Origin of the sequence: Pseudomonas sp. ok266, assembly GCF_900110195.1 — a bacterium.
GTDB lineage: Bacteria > Pseudomonadota > Gammaproteobacteria > Pseudomonadales > Pseudomonadaceae > Aquipseudomonas > Aquipseudomonas neuropathica.
In genome coordinates this window covers 109,287-130,082 of the sequence record NZ_FOCU01000006.1, presented here as the reverse complement: position 1 = coordinate 130,082, position 20,796 = coordinate 109,287, and the positions used below count along the sequence as shown (strand labels likewise).

Below are 20,796 nucleotides of genomic sequence, written 5' to 3'. Positions count from 1 at the left end.
CTTCAGCTTTTCGGCGGTTGTTGCGGTATCGAGTTGATCACCGGGTTACCTTCCTTGTTACGGGTGAGGTAGACCGGCAGCGCCTTGGGCAGGCTGTTCGCGAGATTGTTCAGCTCTTTGATGTTGTAGATGCCACCCACGCGAATCGTACCGGTGCTGTTGTCCGCCAGCTCCAATGGATTGCTCAGATAGCGGTTGATCAGTGGCAGCGCTTCGCTCAACGCGAGGTTATCCAGCACCAGTTTGCCATTGCGCCAGGCCAGCGAGGTGTCACCAGGGTAAGTCTGGCTGATCTGGGGCATGTAATCGCCCTGTTTGTAGCGCGCCTGCATCGACGGGCCGAGGCGCAAACCATCGCCCGGCAACGAGCGATTGCTGGTGACCAGCACCGAACCTTCGATCAGGTTCACACGCACTTGGTCCTGATACATCCAGACATTGAAACGCGTCCCGGTGACGCGAATCTTGCCTTCGCCTGCGCGGACGACAAACGGGTGGGCCATGTCGTGGCTGACCGTAAAGAACGCTTCACCTTTTTTCAGGGTGACGCGGCGTTCGTCCTTGTAATTGCTGAAGGTCAGATCAGTGTTCAGGTTCAGTTCGAGTTGGCTGCCGTCACTCAGCGTGACCTGGCGGACAGTATCGGTAGCGGCGAAATGCTGATAGCTGTTGGGCAGCCAGCCCAGATTCCAGCCGGTGTACGCCGCCAGCGGCAGGGCGAGCGCACAGACGCCGGCCGCTACGACGAGTTGACGCCACGAGCGCGGTGCCTGACGGGCCGGCATGACCGGAACGGATTGTGGGCGTGGCAAATGTTCGGCCACCTCCCAGACTTCCAGCATGGCCTCGTACTCGAATGCATGCAGGGGATGAGCGTCGTGCCATTGCTTGAATGCGCGACGTTCTTCGTCCGTGCAGTCATCGGCGTGCACCCGCATGCACCAATGCGCGGCGGCATCGGTGATCGCATCGTATTCGGCTTCCGAGAGAGTGTCTTGGGTCATTGACTCGTCCTGATTTCGCCCATTCTAACCTTGTCGGGAAGTGACCGAGAACAACCGTCATGGCATTTACCCATCAAAGTGGAACTTATTTTTCCCTCAGACACCCAAAAAGCAGGACGACCAAGACCACTATCCACAAATGGAGAAAACAAATGATCAAGAAGACATTCGCAGCGTTGATCGCCACGGCCGGTTTGCTCAGTGCTGGCGCAGCGTTGGCCGATCGCCCCGGCGCTGGCTGGGTCACCATCGAAAAAGCCATCGAGATCGTCAAGACCAAGGCCGGTTACGTCGAAGTCTATGAGATCGAAGCCGACAACGACGGCTACTGGAAAGGTGAAGGACGCAAGGCTGACGGCGTGGTTTACGAGTTCCGCATCGACGGCGCATCGGGCAATATTTTGCGCGACCAGAAGGATTGATCACGCGGTAAATACTCAGTGTGTTCCTGAAAAATGCGCCGGCCTCAGACCGGCGCATTTTTTTGTCCCGTGGTCACGGTGACGCTTGCACGGAATCCGCCTGGCTTGAAGTTGGCGCCGGCAACGGTATCGGCGCCGTTGGCGGATCCAGTTGTCTGCCCATTTCGCTGATGAGTAAGGCGATCGAGTCGGCGTTGGCCATCAGCACTTCGATGCGTGCTTCATCAGCGAGCGGATTGCGAAAGGCTTTACGTGCCTCTGCAAGGTTTCTGGTTTTGGTCAGACTGAGGACTTTTTTGTAGACATCGGCCTGCTCCGGCAACTTATCCAGATCTACCCACAGCCCTTGCTCATTCCTGGTCGCGAATAAGTGTTCGGGCGCAGCGGAGCGTGACAAGGATTTACGATAACGTTCCAGACCCGTTTTGAGCTGTTGCCCGTCCGCGGTGGTGGTATCGATAAGGTCGGGGTATGGACTCATCGCCTCTACGGAGACGAAATCTTCGCTATCGGTGATCAGGTGCGACAGTTCGTGCAGCAGCGTGATCGCGCGAGCATGGGAATCAACATTGAACCTGGGCGGCAAAAAAGCGGTGTAGACATCCAGTTTCGGATTGAAAAAATGCTCGGTGAAGTGCACGACTTTTCGCCGGTCTTCCTTGAAGACAAAGGCAACCGTGTCATCGTCGTAGCGCGCATTGAGGCCAGCGAAAAAGCGCTCTGTGTAGAGCAAGTCATCCTTTGGGTCCGTCAGTTCGCGGCAAATCGGCAGGATCACCTTCTCGATTTTCTTCAGCAGCATCGGTGTGATCTGTCGCACGTCGAAAAAATCCCTGAGGACCGTTTCCACACGAGTGCCCCCGAGGTTGTCGCGATGTTCGACGAAGTTATACAGGCAATACAACGCGTAGTTTCTTGCCCGGGTAACCGCTTGCTGAATCACGAAGGCTCTGGCGGGGTATCGGCGGTTGATCTCTGCCATCCCACGCGCCTGGATCAGCATCAGAATTGAACAGTGCTGCTCCACTTTGGTTTGCAGAGCCAGGGGCCTCCTCGATCGACAGCGATGCACGGCCTGACTGGCGCGGGCAAGCACCAGTCGTGAGTTTTTCTGTTCAAGCGCCGGCCCACGGCTCCCGTCTTTTTTGCGCAAGTACCAGGCTTTTTCGGCCTGGACCACCGGATATACCTTGCCGGCAATTGCTGCATATTTGTGCGTGCTGGATGAATCCCCGTACACCAGCTTATTGCTATCAAGTGTGAGGCTGTCGAGTGCGGTGGTCGTTTCATAAGACTGCAAGTTCGCGCGCGAGGTGCTAACCGGTGGGACTTTTGACCAGCGAGCGGCGGTTTTTTCCGTAGTGTTCGCGCCGGTTTCGGCAACCTTTGCTCCAGTGGCCTGCGCCTCGGAGGCAAATTCAGCTGTTTGCGCCTCTGCCTCTGTTTCCCAGGACAGCCGACCCAGACTAAACAGGGATAACGCCCCGGCGATAAAGCCTTTCAGAGCGTTGGCCCAATGATGATCCTGAAGGTCTTCGGCGGACTCCTTGAACTCGTTGTAGCTTTTCCAGAGAAAAAACAACGAGGCGATTTTCCCCGACAAGAGATGGGGAACCAGGCGCACACCGTGACTGAACAGAGACTTCGCGGTTTCCCAATCGGCTTGTGCGTTGATCTGCGGCTGGCACGCGAGCAGTTGCGGTAGAAGGCTGAGCGTGTCCTTGTGCAAATGCTCCAGCAGATTGCCGGTGATGGGCGTGCGGTGAAGTTTGATTTCACTGGTCTTGCCAATCGTCGTGTTCAGCAGATTCTTGAAGACGGCTTGTTGCCCGGAAGGCAGGCGCCGGATGATCAGATCCTGAAAATGCCCCGGTGTATTCAAGGCCTCGATCAATTGCGCTTCGTCCTCGAATTCACGAAATACGAACCGCGAGTAGGGTGCGTAGAGCACGCGTGGCCCTGTATGTCCCGCCCCGGGGCCAATGACATAAAGTCCGAGGGCGTCGACGAAATCGCTACCGGGGGTCTTGATCAATGACAGCGGGCAAGCACTGGCGTGAGCGCCCTCTACTGTGGCGCGCGCTACCCCGTCGGGCATGTCCAGAACCTGGCAAACGTAGTCGAAACCGCTTTGCGACAACTGTTGTTGCAACTTCAAGGCGTGCGCGTGCTGCATCAACTGCCAGGGCAACTGACGAAGGAACCGTGCTTTGCTGGTGCGTGCCGGCTCAGTGTCGGATGAGAGCGCCGCGGTGACTTTCCGGGTGTAGGCGGTGGTGATGTCGAGGGATTGCAGCAGTTGCTGAACCGCAGACTGATTGAGCGTTGCTGGCAAAGCGCTGGCGATGGTCGAGGCGACCTTGAACCCGGTGTCTTGCACGATGTTGTAGTGATGCAAGGCAAAATCGAGCAGGTTGCAGGGCGGGCCTGCCAGCGTGAGATTCGGGGTGATCTGGATCTGCTTTGGTTTGAGATCGGTGCCAGGGAATCGGGCGTCGAGCAGTGTTTTCAGCGTCTGCTCCACATGGCTGGCTAACGCGGGGACGTCGTGGAGAAAATCCTTGCCATCGATAACGCTGCGCCGCACTTCATCCAGCAGTGCCAGTTGTGTGCGTTGTTCTGTGACCGGCGCTATGCGTAACCAGTCAGGGAAATCCTGCTGGCGGACGAAAGCCCGGGCCAGGTCGATGGCCCGGCGCAAGTTGGTATCGATGGCGGTGTTTGTTATTCGAGTAAGGAAACTGGCGAGTACATCCTTGTCCGTGATGCAAACGCGTAACGCCCCACAATGGGCCAGGAAGTGTTCAATGGCCGATTGCACGCGATCGTTCAACACGTTGCCTTCGATCAACTGGAACGGGCCCAGTGTGTATTGTTGATCCAGCTGATAGTGCGCCGTTGACAGATTTTCCAGCAGTGTCTGAGACTGGTTATTGTCGTCCAGGCGCTGCTGCAGTTGCTTCTGCGCGATGGCGATGTCGTCGAACGATTCCAGACCCATGGCCGGCGTCCACAGGATCGCACGCCCGGAATGCTCGACGTCCATGCCTCCGCGCTCGGTCAACAGTACGCAATGCGCAAGCGACAGTGCATCGGCTTTGCCTGCGCAGGTAACGCTGAGCGACCAGGCATCCGGCCGGAAGCCATTGAGCGACTGACGATCCCTGCGTTTGGCGTGTTTTGCATCGAACACGGCGTCGACAATCTTTCGTTCGGCCGTCAGCCAGGAACCGCTGAGATTCCTTATGTGTGCCTCAGCGCGCACGCCATCCTCAAAGGCCTGTGCCAGTTTCCATCGAATACCTTCGAGAAACACGCGTTGTTCGGCGTTGCTGGTGGTCGGCTGATCCTTGAAGTGACTGCCAAGATTCTCCTCGGCGCGTTCAAGCTGTATCGCCAGTTGCCTGGCCTTGTCGGTCTGCACCCGTGACGACAGCGGTGCACTGGAAAACAACGGTCGGGTACTCCAGCGCTCGTTGACGTCGAGCTTGAGCAGACGCTCATGAATCATCGAACGGATATCCAGCGCTTTGTCGAAAAGCGCATGGATGTCGGTTGTGCGTTCACTCTGGCGGAAGAGCTGCAAGACGAATTCAATGTTTTGCCGTTGTTTGGTGAGGATCGCTTCAAACAGCGTGCTGATGATGTCGCCGCCGATGTTTTCCCCGGACACTTGCGCGTGGACAAATCCCAGATAGCGATTGCGCTCTTCCAGGTTCATCAGTCCGTACAGCTCGTCTTCATGGCCGGCGGCATTGAGTTTGGCGGTCAGCGTCTGTTTGAGATCGGCGTAGTTGGTGAGGACTTGCAAGCCTTGGGTAGGGGTGTAGAGATAAGCCTTGTCATGGTTGATCATCAGCGACCCGGCCAGTTCGATGTAGGCGGTGTCCTCGCGCAAACAGACGGTTTCGAAGTTGGGCCGCCGGGACGCTACATTCGGTTCGCGGATCACGCTGTGCAAGGCGTCGAATTCAGTGGCAGACAGGATTTCCGCTTCGCGCTTGAGCATCAGATCTGCACGCATTTGATCCTTTAACGCCTGGCTGAAGTACGTGCGCCTGGGCGAGCCCTCGAATGCAGCGGCATTCCAGTAGGCCTCCAGCTGTCGAAACAGCAGCATGGTCAGTCGTCCCGATGCGGACTTGATCGCATCGGCCCAGGCGGTCTGGTCAGCCGCCTGGCTTGCGCGGGCCGGGTGGGAGAATTCCACGGTGTGGCCGCGCGGCCAGCCCTGACGGCGAAAGTGCAGCAGCAGCGCTTCACTCAATGACAGCGAACTGACCCATTGCCTCATTTCCGCGTGCAACGGGGCGCTGTCGAGGTAAAAACCGACGCGGGTGCGCGACTGCGGCAAATCGGCAAAATGCGGCTCGAGCAGTTCGTCGAGAATGTTCTCCAGCAAGGTGGCGAGCGACGGCAGACGTTTCAGCTCATCCAGCACATCGCGGGCGCAGGTGTCCTGAGACTGGCTGATCGCCGCTTTTTGATCGTCAAACACATCACCTTCGATGGTTTCGCGGGTGAGGGTGATGCCGCGTTTCTCTACCAGTTCCTTGCGCAGCAAGACACTGAGAAAGGCCAACAGATCATCGGTTTCTTCAGCGTTATCGAGGCGTGTTTGCAGCGCGTCCATCAGCGTCTGGTAATCGCTGTATTTTTTCAGACCGTCGTAAGGTGTGTACAAAAACACGCCATGGTCATCCGGCCCGGTGCCGAGAATAAAACTGCCGGGCAGGGGGATGGCGAGTTGCTTGTCGGCGTTTAGCAGAATGCGTTCGGCCAGCATGGGTGGGGTTTGTTCGCTGCGCAGGGCGTGGGTCGCCAGTTGCACATGCGCGAGCCAGCTGAAATCTTTGCTGTTGAGGCCGTGGGTCCGACCCAGGCTGGCATGCCGGCCCGGGGATTTGAGTATCTCGGGGAATAGCAGGAGGCTGGACATCATTGAAACTCTGAACGGGGCGCCTTGGGCGGGGAGTTCAAGAGTAGGTACGCAGGTCGCTGTGCAGGCGGTACATAGTTACCGCACACGTCGAGTTGAAATGTGCCATGAGCCAATGCCCGTCATCGCCAATACAAGGGTTGACAGCCGACAGCTGTGGCATGGTTAATCGGCGGGCAAGTCGTCCTTACGCTGTTGTTCCCTCCAATAATCATTCTGGAGCTTCAGATGTCTGCGCCACACGATCATGTGTCCTCTGCTGCCTCGTCCTCGTTGTCTCTTGAAGCGCTGACGCAACTGCTTGAAACGATTTTTCTGCGCCACGGCACTTCCGCCGAAGTCGCCCGAGTGCTGGCCGCCAACTGCGCCGGCGCCGAGCGCGATGGTGCCCACAGCCATGGCGTGTTCCGCATACCCGGGTATGTCTCGACCCTGAACAGCGGCTGGGTCAACGGCCACGCGGTGCCGCAAGTCGAAGATGTCGCTTCCGGTTTTGTGCGTGTCGATGCCGGCAACGGTTTCGCCCAACCGGCACTGGCCGCCGCCCGGTCGTTGCTGGTGGAGAAGGCGCGTAGCGCCGGGATTGCCGTGTTGGCGATTCGCAACTCGCATCACTTCGCCGCGCTGTGGCCGGACGTCGAGCCATTTGCCGACGAGGGGCTGGTGGCGCTGAGCGTGGTCAACAGCATGACCTGCGTGGTGCCGCACGGCGCCGACCGGCCGCTGTTCGGCACCAATCCGATTGCGTTCGCCGCGCCACGGGCCGGCGCCGCGCCAATTGTCTTCGACCTGGCCACCAGCGCAATCGCCCATGGCGACGTGCAGATCGCTGCGCGCAAAGGCGAGCGGTTGCCCGCCGGAATGGGCGTGGACAGCCTTGGTCAGCCGACTCAGGATCCCAAGGCGATTCTCGAGGGCGGGGCGTTGCTGCCGTTCGGTGGACATAAAGGTTCGGCGCTGTCGATGATGGTTGAGCTGCTGGCGGCCGCATTAACGGGAGGGAATTTTTCTTTCGAGTTCGATTGGGCTAATCATCCCGGGGCGAAAACGCCGTGGACCGGGCAATTGTTGATCGTCATCGACCCGAGCAAAGCCGCCGGGCAGAGTTTTGCCGAGCGTAGTGGTGAGCTGGTGCGGCAGATGCACAGTGTCGGCCTCAAGCGGTTGCCGGGCGATCGCAGGCATTGGCAGCGCAGCAAGTCGCTGGCTGAGGGCATCGTGATGGATGCACAGACGCTGGCGCAGTTGCGTGAGCTGGCGGGGGCGTGATCAAAGATCAAAAGCCCCTCACCCTAGCCCTCTCCCCGAGGGAGAGGGGACTGACCGCGGTGAATGGGGGATGTGCGCCGACGTGAAAGATCGAGTTGAGCTCAGGTTCTGAAAGCCCGAAACTGGTTCAAAGCCGGTAAAAACACGCAGGCATAAAAAAGGCGAACCCAGTGGGTTCGCCTTTTTTATGTGCCTTGACTCAGCGACGGCCGAGCAGCAAGCCAACCACCAGACCGAAACCGGCGGAGATCGCCACGGTCTGCCACGGATGACCGCCGATGTAGCTTTCGGTGGCATCAACCGCCGGTTTGGTGCGATCACGTACGCTCGACACCGAATCCAGCGCCTGTTGCAGTTTCAGGGCGATTTGTCCGCGCAGCGTTTCCGCTTCCTCGCCGACCAGTGAGGCGCTGCTCTTGAGCAGTTTGTCAGACTCTTGGATCAGAGCCTGAAGTTCGCTGAAGGCCTGATCCTTGATTTGATCTTCGGCGGCTTGCACGGCGGATTTGCGGGCCATTGGGTGACTCCTTGCAGTTGAATGGACAGTGATCAATGGAGTGTGGTGCTTGCTGAAAAGTTGCACTGAATTTAGGTCAGAAATAAAAACCTGCGCGGGAGATTTCCGTCGAGCGTGTAAGATGTCGCCATTTTACGCAGCAGGATAATTCCCCATGAGTTTCAATCTGGCCGACAAATCACTCGCAGAGCGCGCTGCGCTGGAAGACGAGAAATCCCGTCTGTTCGAACTCTGGCAAAACAATCTGGGCAAATCCAAAGGCGAAGCCGCGCGTTTGTTCGGCGAGCGCGGCAAGCGCAAAGGCAAATGGGCCGAGTGGGTCCGCGCAGAACTGGACGGCATGTCGCCGCCGGAGTTCGCCAACATGGTGCGCAGTGAAGTCAATCGCTTGATGGCCGCGAACAAGTAACGCTTCAGGTGAACGTCGCGGCAATCGCTTCGCGGACTTTGACTACCACCGGATCGATCTGCGTGGTGGTACGCCAGCCCAGTTCGATCGGATAACGCGGCAGTTTCAGCGGGCAGGGCAGCAGCGCCAGGCCGCTAAGCTCAGCAATACTTTCGGCGGCATGCGTCGGAATTGTCGCCACCGCCCGACTGCCCTTGAGCAAATACGGCAGCGCGGCGAAATGCGTGGTCGACGCGCACACCCGTCGAGTCAGGCCCAGCGTCGCCAAGCCCTCATCGGTGATCCCGATAAAGCCGCCGGACGACACCAGGATGTGCTCGCGTTCGACAAACTCCTCAAGATCGATCTGCTGCTGACCGGGCGCAAGGCTCGCCGGATCGACCAGACATGCATAACCGCCTTCGCCCAACACCTGACGGCTGAGCAAGCGCTCGGCAAAGCCTCCGGCGGTAATCGCCAGATCGATGCTGCGCTCCATCAGCGCGCGGGCGACGATCTGGCTATGGGTCTGACGAAAGATCAGGCGCAACTTCGGAGCGCTGCGGGCAATTTCCTCGATCAGGCGGCGACCGTAGGCAATTTCGAAATCATCCGACAGTCCTACGGTGACCGAGCGGCCGTCGTACTGGTTAGCCGCCGGGTCGACCATCGCCAGGCTTTGCCGGCACTTGTTCAGCGCTTCGCTGACCACCGGTTTCAATTGATTGGCCTTGAGCGTTGGCGCCAGGCCGCGCCCGGTACGCACGAACAATTGATCGCCGTAGACCTCGCGCAAGCGGCGCAGCGCCGCACTGACCGCCGATTGTGTCACCCCCAGTCGCAATGCTGCGCGGCTGGCGCTGGACTCTTCATGCAGGGCTTCCAAGACTTTCAGCAGGTTGAGGTCGACCGTGGCGATATTCATTTGGCTCATATCATTCAGCAGTGAATGGGGCTTTATTCATGATCGCGTGGCGCCGCAGAATCGGCAACCACTGAACCTCATGGAGTTATCGCGATGGCCAAATCAATTGTTGCTGCGCTGCAAATCGGCGCTTTGCCCGAAGGCAAAAGCGCGACCCTGGAGCAGATTCTGAGTTGGGAGGGCGCGATCATTGAGGCGGGCGCGGCACTGGTGGTGATGCCGGAAGCGCTGTTGGGTGGTTATCCGAAAGGCGAGGGCTTCGGCACGCAATTGGGTTATCGCCTGCCCGAGGGGCGCGAAGCCTATGCCCGATATTTTGCCAATGCGATCGATGTGCCGGGTGCCGAAACGCAAGCGCTCGCCGGTCTGTCGGCGCGCACCGGGGCCAACCTGGTGATCGGCGTGATTGAACGGGCTGGCAGCACGTTGTATTGCACGGCGCTGTATTTCGATCCGCAGGCCGGGCTTGTCGGCAAACACCGCAAACTGATGCCCACCGGCACCGAACGGCTGATCTGGGGCAAGGGCGACGGCTCGACCTTGCCCGTGTTCGACAGTCAGGTTGGCAAGCTCGGCGCGGTGGTGTGCTGGGAAAACATGATGCCTCTGCTGCGCACGGCGATGTACGCCAAAGGCATCGAAGTCTGGTGCGCGCCGACCGTCGACGAACGCGAGATGTGGCAGGTCAGCATGCGCCACATCGCTCATGAAGGCCGTTGCTTTGTGGTCAGCGCCTGTCAGGTGCAGGCGTCACCGAATGAACTGGGCGTGGAGATTGCCAACTGGCCGGCAGATCGCCCGTTGATTGCCGGGGGGAGCGTGATTGTCGGGCCGATGGGCGACGTGCTGGCCGGGCCGTTGCGGGGCGAGGCGGGGTTGCTCACGGCGCAAATTGACACCGATGAACTGGTGCGGGCGCGGTATGACTACGATGTGGTCGGGCACTACGCGCGGCCGGATGTGTTTGAGTTGAGTGTGGATGAGCGCGCCAAACCGGGCGTGCGTTTCAACACTTAGGGTACTGCCTGACACCGAACCCTGTAGGAGTGAGCCTGCTCGCGATAGCGGTGTGTCATTAACAGAGATGCCGGCTGATCCGCCGCTATCGCGAGCAGGCTCACTCCTACAATGGATCGGTGGTGTGTCTGGAAATCAGTGGCGTTGCAGCCATTCTTCCCGGGAAATTTCCCAGATTTCTCGTGGAAAACGCCCACCGACGAAATCATCTTCATCGGTCCGGATCAAGCGCATCCCGGCGCGCTCCGAGAGTTTGCGCGAGCCGGTATTCGGCGCCGCTTTCGGCACGCGCATCAGCGGGCGTTGAAGTACGTTGAACCAGTAATCGGTCACCGCTGCGCTCGCTTCGGTCATAAAGCCCTGACCTTGCCACGCCGGTGTCAGCCAGAATCCACGGTGGTTGTCAGTTTGATCCATCAGGCTGATGTTGCCGATCAACTGTTCGGGCGCGGACTTGCGGCGAATCGACCAGTGCCATTCGTTGCCCGCCGCCACGGCCGGCAAGGCAACATCGCGCAAATAGGTGAGGGCGCCGTCTTCGGGATACGGCCATGGCACCGCCGCGTTCAGATAACGCACCACATCCCAGTGGGGAAACAGTTGCTGCACGGCGTCGGCATCGGCCAGTTGCAACGGGTGCAGGATCAGTCGTTCGGTGTACAGCGTCGGTGTGTCTTCCATAAACCTGCAGCCTCCCTGAATGTCTTTGGGGAAAGAAGCAGGCTAACGCATTTTTACCAGGTCGCGGCAGTGGCCTTGGGCAGGCTGAGCTTGCCGCTGTCGACAAAACGCATGGTGCCAAACAGGCCGCCGGCAAGCTTGCCGCGCAGCACATAGGGCAGATTGTCGAGGGTTTGCGTCTGGCTCAGGCCCAAGGTCTGGCGCAGTACCGAGAACGCCGAGATGCTGACCGGCACGCTGACAATGGTTTCGGAGAAGCGTGGGATCGAACCGCTCTGATCGCTGACACCCGAGGCCAGTGAATGACCGTTGACCTCCAGATCCAGCGCGATGCCGTTGTAGTCGATGGCCGTCTCATTGGGGTTCTGTACGCGAATCTTGATGGCGAAGCGCACTTCCAGATCCTGGCTCGGCAACGGTTCGAGGCCGACTACGTTGATGTTCACCGGATCACGGTTGGGGAATAGCGCACAGGCGCTGAGGGACAGCAGAAGCAGTGACAGAATGACGGCTTGAAAACGGCGCATAAACGGTCTCTCAACAAAAAAGGGCTGAACCGTCGCCGGCTCAGCCCTTTCTATTGAAGGCCAGACGTTAGCGGTTCAACTGTGCGACAGCCGCCGCTGGGGCAGGTTCACCTTTGGCCGGCATATCCGGATTTTCCATGACCTGAAGAATAGAAGCTTCCGGGTCGAAATCGTCTTCTTCCAGCTCAATGAATTCTTCCGGCAGGAAGATGTTCAGCACGATAGCGCACAACGCGCCGACAGTGATCGGTGATTCGAAGATGTTGCGCAGCGCTTGCGGCAGTTCGCGCAACACTTCCGGCACCGCCGCGATACCCAGGCCCATGCCCAGCGAAATCGCCACGATCAGCATGTTGCGTCGATGCAGACCGGCTTCGGCGAGGATCTTGATCCCGGCCACCGCCACAGTGCCAAACATCACCAGTTCGGCGCCGCCGAGTACCGGTTTCGGCATCAGTTGCAACACCGCGCCGATCATCGGGAACAGTCCCAGCAGCACCAGCAAACCGGCAATGAAGAAGGCCACGTAACGGCTGGCCACGCCGGTGAGCTGAATCACGCCGTTGTTCTGCGCGAAGGTCACCATTGGCATGCTGTTGAACACGGCGGCCATGGCCGAGTTGAGGCCGTCGGCGAGCAGTCCGGACTTGATCCGCCGGATGTACAGCGGGCCTTTGACCGGTTGCCGGGAAATCATCGAGTTGGCGGTCAGGTCACCCGCAGCCTCCAGCGGCGACACAAGGAAAATCACCGCCACTGGCACGAACGCCACCCAGTCGAAGTTGAAACCGTACTTGAACGGCACTGGCACGCTGACCAGCGGCACCTCTGGCATCGAGGCGAAATCCACGGTGCCCATCAGCCATGCGACTACGTAGCCGAGGGTCAGGCCGATGACAATCGCGCCCAGGCGCAGAAACGGCACATCAACGCGGTTCAACACAACGATGGTGCCGATCACCAGCGCCGCCAGAAACACATGGCTGGCTGCGCCCAGATCCGGCGCGCCGAAACCGCCGGCGATGTCGGTCATCGCCACTTTGATCAACGACAGCCCCATCAGCGTGATGATGGTGCCGGTGACCACCGGGGTGATCAACATGCGCAGTTTGCCGATGAACTGGCTCAGCACTACCTCAATGAACGCGGCAAAAAAGCACACGCCGAAGATCGTCGAGAGGATTTCATCGGTGCCGCCACCGCGCGCCTTGACCATGAACCCGGCGCTGAGAATCACGCTGATAAAGGAAAAACTGGTGCCTTGCAGACACAACAACCCCGAACCGACCGGGCCGAAACGCTTGGCTTGCACAAAGGTGCCAAGCCCGGAAACGAACAGCGCCATGCTGATCAGGTAGGGAATTTCACTTTGCAGACCGAGGGCGCCGCCCATGATCAGGGTCGGGGTGATGATGCCGACGAAGCTGGCCAGCACGTGTTGCAGCGCGGCAAACACTGTGGCGGTCAGGTGCGGACGATCGTTGAGGCCGTAAATCAGGTCGTTGTTGCGCGGGGCTTTTTCAGAGGCGGTCATGGTGTTTTGCGCGCCGCGAGGCGGGGCCGGGTCAGAAAATGGAGGCGCAGAATGCCGGAAGAGGGCGGTAAGGGCAACGAGCAATAACTGCCTGAAAGGTCAGGTTTTATGGGTCGCTACGGCAAACGCCCGTGTAGGAGCTGTCGAGTGAAACGAGGCTGCGATCTTTTAAGATCAAAGGATCGTCCGATCGCGGCCCGAGCCTGCGGCAGCTCCTACACGAGATTGAATGCGCCCAGTAAATCCTCTTCAAAAGCTTTTTGCGCATCCCCCGGCACCTGCGCCCGATGCCGGGCCAGATGAAAGGCGACTTCGAAACTCAACTCGCCCTCACGGATCGGCTTCAGTAGGCCCTTCGCTTGCCAGCTCCGCGCATAGTGATCCGGCAGATACCCCACGTGTTTACCCGACAAAATGAAGGTCAGCGTGCCTTCAACCTGCTCCGAGCGCGCCGAGCAGACCTTGCCCTGAAACGGCTCGTCACTGCGAAAAAACCGATAGGGGTGATCGACCCGGTCGCAGGCCTGCAACGCGGCATCGCTGGGTGCGTCATCAGTGAACAATGGATGGCCGGCAGCGCAGTACAAATGCTGGGTTTCGCTGAACAACTGGCGATAGTCGAAGGCACTTTGCACCTGCGAAAAATAGCCGATCGCCAAGTCCAACCGCTGTTGCAACAGCAGCCGCTCCATCTCGCCAGGCATGGCGCTGATCAGTTCGATGCGCACCGACTCATCACGCTCGCGAAAACGCCGGATCGCCGCCGCCACCCGTTGCAGCACCGATTGATCCACCGACTCGGAAATCCCCAGGCGCACTTCACCGATCAAGCGCCCGGCGACGCCGTTGGATTGATGGCGGAACGTTTCAATCGATTCAAACAGCGTGCGCACCGCGATCAGCAACTGCTCGCCCTTGGGCGTGACACTGAAACCGCCCTTGCCACGGCTGCACAGACGATAGCCGAGGCGAGTTTCGAGTTTAGCCATTTGCTGGCTGATGCTCGACTGGCTCAGGCCCAGATCACCCTGGGCTGCGCTGAAGCCACCGCACTCGACCACCCGCACAAACAGGCGCAACAGTTGCAAGTCCACGTCGTGGAGTTGACCCAACATCACATTACTCCTGGATAAAGTCAGGATAATTATTAGACAATTTTTCTAATGTATCCGACGGCGCATCCTGCAACCACTTCCTCTGGTCAGGTGTTCGTCATGGCTCCCGTGTTCAAGCTGTGTTTCCCCGCGCTTTTGTTGTCGGTGGCTGTTCAGGCTCAGGCCGAGGACAAGACACTCAATCTCTACAGCTGGGCCGATTACGTGCCACCGCAAACCCTGCAACGGTTTGAGCAGGAGACTGGCATTCATGTGCGTTACGACACCTTCGATACTTCCGAGGTGCTGGAAACCAAGTTGCTCACCGGCGGCAGTGGTTACGACGTGGTGGTGCCGTCGTCCAGCGTTCTGGCGCGGGGACTCGCGGCCGGCGCGTTGAAGGAAATCCCTCATGAGGGCCTCAAGGGCTACGCCAATCTTGATCCGGATTTGCTGGAGAAAATGGCCGCTGTCGACCCCGGCAATCGCTATGGCGTGCCGTACACCTGGGGCACGCTGGGTCTGGGCATGAACGTCGAGGCCGTGAAGCAGCGGCTGCCTGATGTGCCGCTGAACAGCCTCGATCTGCTGTTCAAACCGGAGAACGCCAGCAAGCTCAAGGACTGCGGTATCGCGATCCTCGATTCGCCGCAGGAGGTCATCGGTCTGGCCCTGCATTACTTGGGCAAGGATCCCTACAGCACCGACAAAAACGACCTGGCCGCCGCCGAGGCGTTGTTGCAGAAACTCCAGCCGTCGGTGCTCTATGTCGCCAGCGGCCGGCAGATCAATGACCTGGCCAGCGGTAACGTGTGTCTCGCGCTGACCTACAACGGCGACGCGAGCATGGCCGCTGATCAGGCGCACAAGGCCAATAAACCGTACGAAGTGGCCTACCGCATTCCCAAGGAAGGCACGCTGGTGTGGCAGGACAATCTGGCCATTCCCAAAGACGCGCCGCACCCCGAAGCCGCGCGGGCGTTCATCGAGTTCATGCTGCGCCCCGATTCCGTGGCCGAACTGACCAACACACTGTTTTTTGCCACCGCCAACCAGGCCGCCACGCCGTTGGTGGATGAGGCCGTGCGTAACAATCCCGACATCTATCCGCCGAGCGAAGTTCGCGCGCGGCTGTATGCCGATCGCAGCATGAGCCTCAAAGACATGCGTCAGCGCACGCGTCTGTGGACCACTTTCCGTAGTCATCAATAACAACAGGAGCCCCACGATGGATGTGCCCATGCAAAACGATCAGGCCATGACCCGCGACAGCCTCTATGGCACCGCCGCCGAAAGTACTTACGCCGGCATTACCAGTTTCATGCGTCGGCGCTACAGCCGTGACTTGCGCGGCGTCGATGTCGCGGTCAGCGGCGTGCCGTTCGACACCGCCACCAGTAACCGTCCCGGCGCCCGCTTCGGACCACGCGGGATCCGCGCTGCCTCCACCGGAATTGCCTGGGAACGCCACTGGCCGTGGACGTTTGACCCGTTCGATCATCTGGCGGTCATCGATTATGGCGACTGCGATTTCGATTTCGGCGCGCCACACAGCATTCCGCAAAGCATCGAAGCTCACGCCGAACGCATTCTCAACGCTGGCAGCGCGATGCTGACGTTTGGCGGTGACCACTTCATCAGCTACCCGCTGCTCAAGGCCCATGCGCGCAAACATGGGACGTTGTCGCTGATTCACTTCGATGCGCACAGCGACACCTGGCCGGACGAAGAGGGCAAGCGGGTCGATCATGGCACCATGTTCTGGCACGCCGCTCGGGAAGGGCTGGTGAATCCGGCAAGCTCGGTGCAGATCGGCTTGCGCACGACCAATGACGATCACATGGGGTTTCAGGTACTCGATGCGCGGCAGGTGCATCGGCGTGGTTGCGACGCCATTGTTGAAGCGATCCGCGCGCGGGTTGGCGATAACCCGGTGTACCTGACGTTCGATATTGATTGCCTCGATCCGGCGTTTGCACCGGGCACCGGCACGCCGGTCTGCGGCGGCTTGAGCACCGCGCAAGCGCTGGAGATTCTTGGCGGTTTACGCGGCATCAATCTGGTCGGGATGGACGTGGTGGAAGTCGCCCCGGCTTACGATCACGCCGACGTCACCTCACTGGCCGCTGCCACACTGGCGATGGAAATGCTCTGCCTCTACGCCGCCCGCCACAAGGTTGATATTTAACCCGCACACCATAACCCCTGTGGGAGCGAGCCTGCTCGCGAAGGCGTCAGCTCAACCAACATCTTTGTTGACTGACCCGCCGCTTTCGCGAGCAGGCTCGCTCCCACATTTTCAGCCAAGGCTCCTGCCAGTTTCTGACACCAGCCTCTGCTAAGCTCGAACATCTTTGCCCTCCAGAGCCTGCCCAACGTGTCGCGTACCACTCGTCTTTTGACTTTGCTGCAAGTGCTGCGCGGCAAGAAGCGCCCGGTGACGGCGGCGACCCTGGCTGCCGAGCTGGAAGTGTCCGAGCGCACGCTTTATCGCGATATCGCGGAACTGACCGCCCTCGGCGCGCCGATCCATGGCGAAGCGGGGATCGGTTATGTGTTGCGCAGCGGCTTGTTTCTGCCGCCGCTGATGCTCAATGCCGACGAAACCGAAGCCATCGTCCTCGGTTTGCGTTACGTCGATCAGCGCGGTGACGAAGTCCTCGGCAAAGCCGCAGCGGATGCGCTGGCGAAAATTGCTGCCGTGCTCGATCCGCAGGCCCAGGAAGCGCTGCGCAATCCCACCGTGATGGCGGGCCCGCCGGGTTATGGTTTTCCGCAAAACGCCGTGCCGTTGAACGTGTTTCGCCATGCCATCCGCGACCAGGCCAAACTGCACATCGATTACGCCGACGCGCAACAGGTGGCCAGCCAGCGGTTGATCTGGCCCTTGGCGCTGGGCTTCCTCAATGAGGTGCGAATCATCGTTGCGTGGTGCGAATTGCGCAGCGCCTATCGTACGTTTCGCACCGACCGCATCAGCGCAGCCAGCCGCCAGGGCGAGGGTTATCCGGGACGGCGCAGTGATCTGTTGCGCAAGTGGCGCGAGCAGATGCAACTGGATGAAAGCGGACGTTTCACTCCTGACAAAAACTGACGCAACGCTGTTTTAGGATGGGCGCAGAACCAAACAAAAAGGAGCTGCAACCATGTCTCATCCCGTCTCTGCACTGGCCCCGGCGATTGCTGCGTATATCGATGCGGCCAACGCACGCGATACTTCCAGGGTCGCCAGTTTTTTTGCCGAGGATGCCAACGTGTTCGACGAGGGCCAACATCAGGTCGGCCCGCAAGCCATCGCGCAATGGATGCACGACACCGGGCAGCGCTATCAGCCACGGGTCGAAGTGCTGGACGTGCAGCAGCGCACCGGCAAAGTGCTGGTAAACGGGCTGATTTCCGGAACTTTCCCCGGCAGCCCGACGCAGCTGCGCTACACGTTTCGCTTGAACGAGCAGGGGAAAATCGCCCGACTGGATATTTCCCTGTAACCATCGTGGCATACTGCCGCGCATGACTTTCGACTCTCCTCTCAGCGCCTGGCAACACGCCGTTCAACACAAGGGTTTCATCCAGGATGAAGCCCAGGAACACGCGGTCTGGGCGTTGCAAAAATGCCATGAAGCGCTGCACGCCGGGGCCGCTTCGGTCAGCGGCGTTTATTTGTGGGGGCCGGTCGGGCGCGGCAAGACCTGGCTGATGGATCAGTTCTATCAGAGCCTGCGGGTGCCGGCGCGACGCCAACACTTTCATCACTTCATGGGCTGGGTCCATCAGCGTTCATTCCAGTTGACCGGGATTGCCGATCCGTTGCGTGCGCTGGCCAGGGAGCTGGCGGTCGAGGTGCGGGTGCTGTGTTTCGATGAGTTGTTCGTCAACGACATCGGTGACGCGATCATTCTTGGTCGGTTGTTTCAGGTGATGTTCGACGAAGGCGTGGTGATCGTCTGTACGTCCAATCTGCCGCCGGATGATCTTTACGCCGATGGCTTCAATCGCGACCGGTTTGTGCCGGCGATTGCCGCGATCAAGGCGCATATGCAGGTGGTTGCAGTGAATGGCGCCGAGGATCATCGCTTGCATCCGGGGGCAGGTCTGCAACGCTACTTTGTCGCCACGTCTGCGGTGAGTGCGCTAGAGGAAGTCTTTCAGGCATTGACCGCCGGCCAAGCAGCCAGCGCCGAACCGGTGGCGGTCGGTCATCGCCAGTTGAACGTGGTGCAGGCCGGTGAGACGGTGTTGTGGTGCCGCTACGCCGATCTCTGCGAGCAACCGTTCGCCGCCATGGATTTCATCGCGCTGTGCGACCGCTACACGGCTATTCTGTTGAGCGAAGTACCCAATCTCAGCGCACATAAACGCGAAGGGCGCATTGCGCGCGGCACCGAAGACGCCGCGCAGCGGGTAGTTGCGGGCGACCGTGAGTTGCCGCAATTGTCGGTTCACGACGACGGCGTGCGGCGTTTCATTGCGCTGGTCGACGAGTGCTACGACCGCAAGGTGCCGCTGTATATCGAAGCGCAAGTACCCATGGATGCGCTGTACACCGAGGGTTATCTGGAATTTCCGTTCCGCCGCACCCTCAGTCGCTTGCAGGAGATGCAGCTGCAGCGTTTTGCCGAAGCTTGAATGGAAGAGGGCGCCGACATGAGCCAAGCGTTATCCCATCATTTGCTGACCATGGCCTACCAGAATGCCTGGGCCAATCATCGCCTGGCCAAGGCCTGGACGCAGCTGAGTGCGACGGATCTGGCGGCGCCTCGGGTGAGTTTTTTTCCGAGCATTCGTCTGACCCTCAATCACATCCTCACCTGCGACTGGTTCTACGTCGATGCACTGGAGCGCGAGCTGCGCGGAGCTGAACCGCACCCCGATTGCTACGTGTTTTTCAACGTGGACGAGCCGTTTACCGACGCCACGCATTTGCGCGAAGAGCAGGCTCATGTTGATCGGCGGCTGATCGCCTATTGCGAACAATTGCGCGATGCCGATCTGCCCCGGATCGTCACTATCGCCCGTGATACGCCGCAGCACGACAGCCGCTTGCGCATGCTTTCGCACCTGTTCGAGCATCAGCTTCATCACCGGGGGCAGGTGCATGCGATGCTCAGCGATACCGTGGTGAAACCGCCGCAACTGGATGAGTTTTTCTGCGTCGGCGAGAGCAGTCTACGCGCCGAGGACTTTGCCGAACTGGGCTGGACCGAAGAGTTGATCTGGGGGCACTGACGGGTAAACAGCAAAAGTCTTTTGCATTTGTCGGTTGCCCGCCCGATCACCCCCGCGCTAATGTCAGGCAGCCTTTCAGTACGCACTTTGCGCGCCGGGGCTTTTGTGTTCGGGGATGGAAATGGATTCCGCAGAAATTCTTGTACTTCAGGCCAGCTACAGCAATCCAACGCACGCCGAGGCCATCGGTATCGTGCTCAACCACTATGCAGAAGACCCAATGGGCGGCGGTCATTCGCTCGACCCTGAGCTGCTGCGTCGCCTGCCCGAAGAACTGGCCCGGCGCCCGCATGCGTTCAGTGTGCTGGCCTTTGTCGGTGGTGAACCGGCGGGGCTGGTGAACTGCTTTGAAGGGTTTTCCACGTTTGCCTGCAAGCCGCTGGTCAATGTCCATGACGTGGCGGTGGTGGGCCGCTTTCGCGGTCTCGGCCTGAGCCAGAAGATGCTGCAGAAAGTCGAGGAAATTTCTCGCCAGCGCGGTTGCTGCAAAATCACCCTCGAAGTGCTGGAAGGCAACGCCGTGGCGCAGAATGCCTACAGCAAGTTCGGCTTTGCGCCGGGCATGTTCGACCCGGACCACGGGCGCATGCTGTTCTGGATCAAGAATCTGCAGGCCTGAAAGCCTGAAAAGCCCCTCACCCTAACCCTCCCGAAACGTCGGACCGCCCAAGGGGAGAAGGGACTGACCGAGGTGTTTGGGCAACGTACGCCGACCTGAAACATCGAGCCGAACTCAGGTTTTGAACAGTCCACAAAACTGCTCCCTCTCCCTCGGGAGAGGGCTGGGGTGAGGGGCGAATTCACCACAAATCAAAAGCCGGACATCCAATCCTGACTAATCGACTGAATGAACCCCAAAAAAAAGGCGCCCCATTCAGGGCGCCAAACTGTCTTCTTCCAGGCCAGAGCGGAGCCACGGAAGGTCCATCGGTTGCTCGGTCAATCTCAGTCGCGATACGACTCGGTCACTTGCGCCGTCTGATCGGCGGGAACGCGAATTTCCTTCGCGTTGGCGTCGCTCTTCTGCTCGCTCTGGGCTTGGTGAACCGGGAAGTTGTCGTAGTAATAACGCATACGCTCAGCGCCGCCCTCGGCAAAAACGCTGGCAGAACCCAGGGCAAATAGCCCGGCAAGGATTGCGGTAGTGATTTTCATGGTGCCTCCTACTGAACAAGTGGGAGCCGTTCGTCCATGAAGCAGATCTCGAAAGAGAGTCTGGGAGGCCTGAATTAACGCGGGGTTAACGCCCGTTC

At 59.5% G+C, this 20,796-nt stretch carries 20 protein-coding genes; 11 read left to right on the top strand and 9 right to left on the bottom strand.

Features of this window, described 5'->3' with window-relative positions; all coding sequences use genetic code 11:
• Nucleotides 1-2 precede the first annotated feature (2 nt).
• A complete protein-coding gene (locus BMY54_RS12645; RefSeq protein WP_093432879.1) occupies nucleotides 3-1,004 on the bottom strand; it encodes a FecR family protein in 1,002 nt (333 codons plus the stop codon).
• A gap of 152 nt (nucleotides 1,005-1,156) precedes the next feature.
• On the opposite strand from BMY54_RS12645, the gene BMY54_RS12640 reads away from it, so the two are divergent.
• On the top strand, nucleotides 1,157-1,426 hold the full coding sequence (locus tag BMY54_RS12640; protein ID WP_093432877.1) for a PepSY domain-containing protein: 270 nt from the start codon (nucleotides 1,157-1,159) through the stop codon (nucleotides 1,424-1,426).
• Nucleotides 1,427-1,499: 73 nt separating this feature from the next.
• Here BMY54_RS12640 and BMY54_RS12635 read toward each other — a convergent pair whose 3' ends face one another.
• Entirely contained in the window at nucleotides 1,500-6,365 is a 4,866-nt protein-coding gene (locus BMY54_RS12635) for a dermonecrotic toxin domain-containing protein (RefSeq protein WP_256573888.1), read from the bottom strand.
• Between the two features lie 228 nt (nucleotides 6,366-6,593).
• On the opposite strand from BMY54_RS12635, the gene BMY54_RS12630 reads away from it, so the two are divergent.
• Complete coding sequence (locus BMY54_RS12630) at nucleotides 6,594-7,634, top strand: Ldh family oxidoreductase (RefSeq protein WP_093432872.1); 1,041 nt, start codon at nucleotides 6,594-6,596, stop codon at nucleotides 7,632-7,634.
• Nucleotides 7,635-7,833: 199 nt separating this feature from the next.
• Here the strand turns inward: BMY54_RS12630 and BMY54_RS12625 are convergent, their stop codons facing one another.
• On the bottom strand, nucleotides 7,834-8,151 hold the full coding sequence (locus BMY54_RS12625) for an ElaB/YgaM/YqjD family protein (protein WP_007917413.1): 318 nt from the start codon (nucleotides 8,149-8,151) through the stop codon (nucleotides 7,834-7,836).
• Nucleotides 8,152-8,305: 154 nt separating this feature from the next.
• On the opposite strand from BMY54_RS12625, the gene BMY54_RS12620 reads away from it, so the two are divergent.
• On the top strand, nucleotides 8,306-8,560 hold the full coding sequence (locus BMY54_RS12620; RefSeq protein WP_093432869.1) for a hypothetical protein: 255 nt from the start codon (nucleotides 8,306-8,308) through the stop codon (nucleotides 8,558-8,560).
• A gap of 4 nt (nucleotides 8,561-8,564) precedes the next feature.
• On the opposite strand, the gene BMY54_RS12615 is transcribed toward BMY54_RS12620, so the two are convergent.
• Nucleotides 8,565-9,473, bottom strand: a complete 909-nt coding sequence (locus BMY54_RS12615; protein ID WP_093432866.1) for a LysR family transcriptional regulator — start codon at nucleotides 9,471-9,473, stop codon at nucleotides 8,565-8,567.
• A gap of 84 nt (nucleotides 9,474-9,557) precedes the next feature.
• Here BMY54_RS12615 and BMY54_RS12610 point away from each other — a divergent pair, with 84 nt between their 5' ends.
• The gene (locus BMY54_RS12610) at nucleotides 9,558-10,481 is read left to right on the top strand and encodes a carbon-nitrogen hydrolase family protein (RefSeq protein WP_093432863.1); all 924 of its coding nucleotides are present in this window, start codon (nucleotides 9,558-9,560) and stop codon (nucleotides 10,479-10,481) included.
• Between the two features lie 135 nt (nucleotides 10,482-10,616).
• Here BMY54_RS12610 and BMY54_RS12605 read toward each other — a convergent pair whose 3' ends face one another.
• The 4 genes from BMY54_RS12605 to BMY54_RS12590 all read right to left on the bottom strand — a co-directional run bounded on the left by BMY54_RS12605 (nucleotide 10,617) and on the right by BMY54_RS12590 (nucleotide 14,338).
• Nucleotides 10,617-11,162: a GNAT family N-acetyltransferase gene (locus BMY54_RS12605; RefSeq protein ID WP_093432860.1), complete on the bottom strand. Its 546-nt coding sequence runs from the start codon at nucleotides 11,160-11,162 to the stop codon at nucleotides 10,617-10,619.
• A gap of 53 nt (nucleotides 11,163-11,215) precedes the next feature.
• Nucleotides 11,216-11,689 carry an LEA/WHy family protein gene (locus BMY54_RS12600; RefSeq protein ID WP_093432857.1) on the bottom strand — a complete coding sequence of 158 codons (474 nt, stop codon included), beginning with the start codon at nucleotides 11,687-11,689 and terminating at the stop codon, nucleotides 11,216-11,218.
• 67 nt (nucleotides 11,690-11,756) lie between these two features.
• The gene (locus BMY54_RS12595; RefSeq protein WP_034156004.1) at nucleotides 11,757-13,223 is read right to left on the bottom strand and encodes a nucleobase:cation symporter-2 family protein; all 1,467 of its coding nucleotides are present in this window, start codon (nucleotides 13,221-13,223) and stop codon (nucleotides 11,757-11,759) included.
• Nucleotides 13,224-13,438: 215 nt separating this feature from the next.
• Complete coding sequence (locus BMY54_RS12590; protein WP_093432854.1) at nucleotides 13,439-14,338, bottom strand: LysR family transcriptional regulator; 900 nt, start codon at nucleotides 14,336-14,338, stop codon at nucleotides 13,439-13,441.
• Nucleotides 14,339-14,437: 99 nt separating this feature from the next.
• Between BMY54_RS12590 and BMY54_RS12585 the strand changes: the two genes are divergently transcribed.
• The 7 genes from BMY54_RS12585 to BMY54_RS12555 all read left to right on the top strand — a co-directional run bounded on the left by BMY54_RS12585 (nucleotide 14,438) and on the right by BMY54_RS12555 (nucleotide 20,162).
• On the top strand, nucleotides 14,438-15,529 hold the full coding sequence (locus tag BMY54_RS12585; RefSeq protein ID WP_093432851.1) for a polyamine ABC transporter substrate-binding protein: 1,092 nt from the start codon (nucleotides 14,438-14,440) through the stop codon (nucleotides 15,527-15,529).
• Nucleotides 15,530-15,545: 16 nt separating this feature from the next.
• The gene (gene speB / locus BMY54_RS12580) at nucleotides 15,546-16,505 is read left to right on the top strand and encodes an agmatinase (protein ID WP_093432849.1); all 960 of its coding nucleotides are present in this window, start codon (nucleotides 15,546-15,548) and stop codon (nucleotides 16,503-16,505) included.
• Between the two features lie 189 nt (nucleotides 16,506-16,694).
• Nucleotides 16,695-17,411 carry a helix-turn-helix transcriptional regulator gene (locus BMY54_RS12575; RefSeq protein ID WP_093432847.1) on the top strand — a complete coding sequence of 239 codons (717 nt, stop codon included), beginning with the start codon at nucleotides 16,695-16,697 and terminating at the stop codon, nucleotides 17,409-17,411.
• 52 nt (nucleotides 17,412-17,463) lie between these two features.
• Complete coding sequence (locus BMY54_RS12570) at nucleotides 17,464-17,805, top strand: nuclear transport factor 2 family protein (RefSeq protein WP_093432845.1); 342 nt, start codon at nucleotides 17,464-17,466, stop codon at nucleotides 17,803-17,805.
• Nucleotides 17,806-17,827: 22 nt separating this feature from the next.
• Complete coding sequence (gene zapE, locus BMY54_RS12565; RefSeq protein ID WP_093432842.1) at nucleotides 17,828-18,943, top strand: cell division protein ZapE; 1,116 nt, start codon at nucleotides 17,828-17,830, stop codon at nucleotides 18,941-18,943.
• 18 nt (nucleotides 18,944-18,961) lie between these two features.
• A complete protein-coding gene (locus BMY54_RS12560; protein WP_093433568.1) occupies nucleotides 18,962-19,543 on the top strand; it encodes a DinB family protein in 582 nt (193 codons plus the stop codon).
• A 121-nt stretch (nucleotides 19,544-19,664) separates the two neighbouring features.
• Nucleotides 19,665-20,162, top strand: coding sequence for a GNAT family N-acetyltransferase (locus tag BMY54_RS12555; protein WP_093432839.1), 498 nt, complete (start codon nucleotides 19,665-19,667; stop codon nucleotides 20,160-20,162).
• Between the two features lie 326 nt (nucleotides 20,163-20,488).
• On the opposite strand, the gene BMY54_RS12550 is transcribed toward BMY54_RS12555, so the two are convergent.
• Entirely contained in the window at nucleotides 20,489-20,698 is a 210-nt protein-coding gene (locus BMY54_RS12550; protein ID WP_093432836.1) for a hypothetical protein, read from the bottom strand.
• Nucleotides 20,699-20,796: the final 98 nt, after the last annotated feature.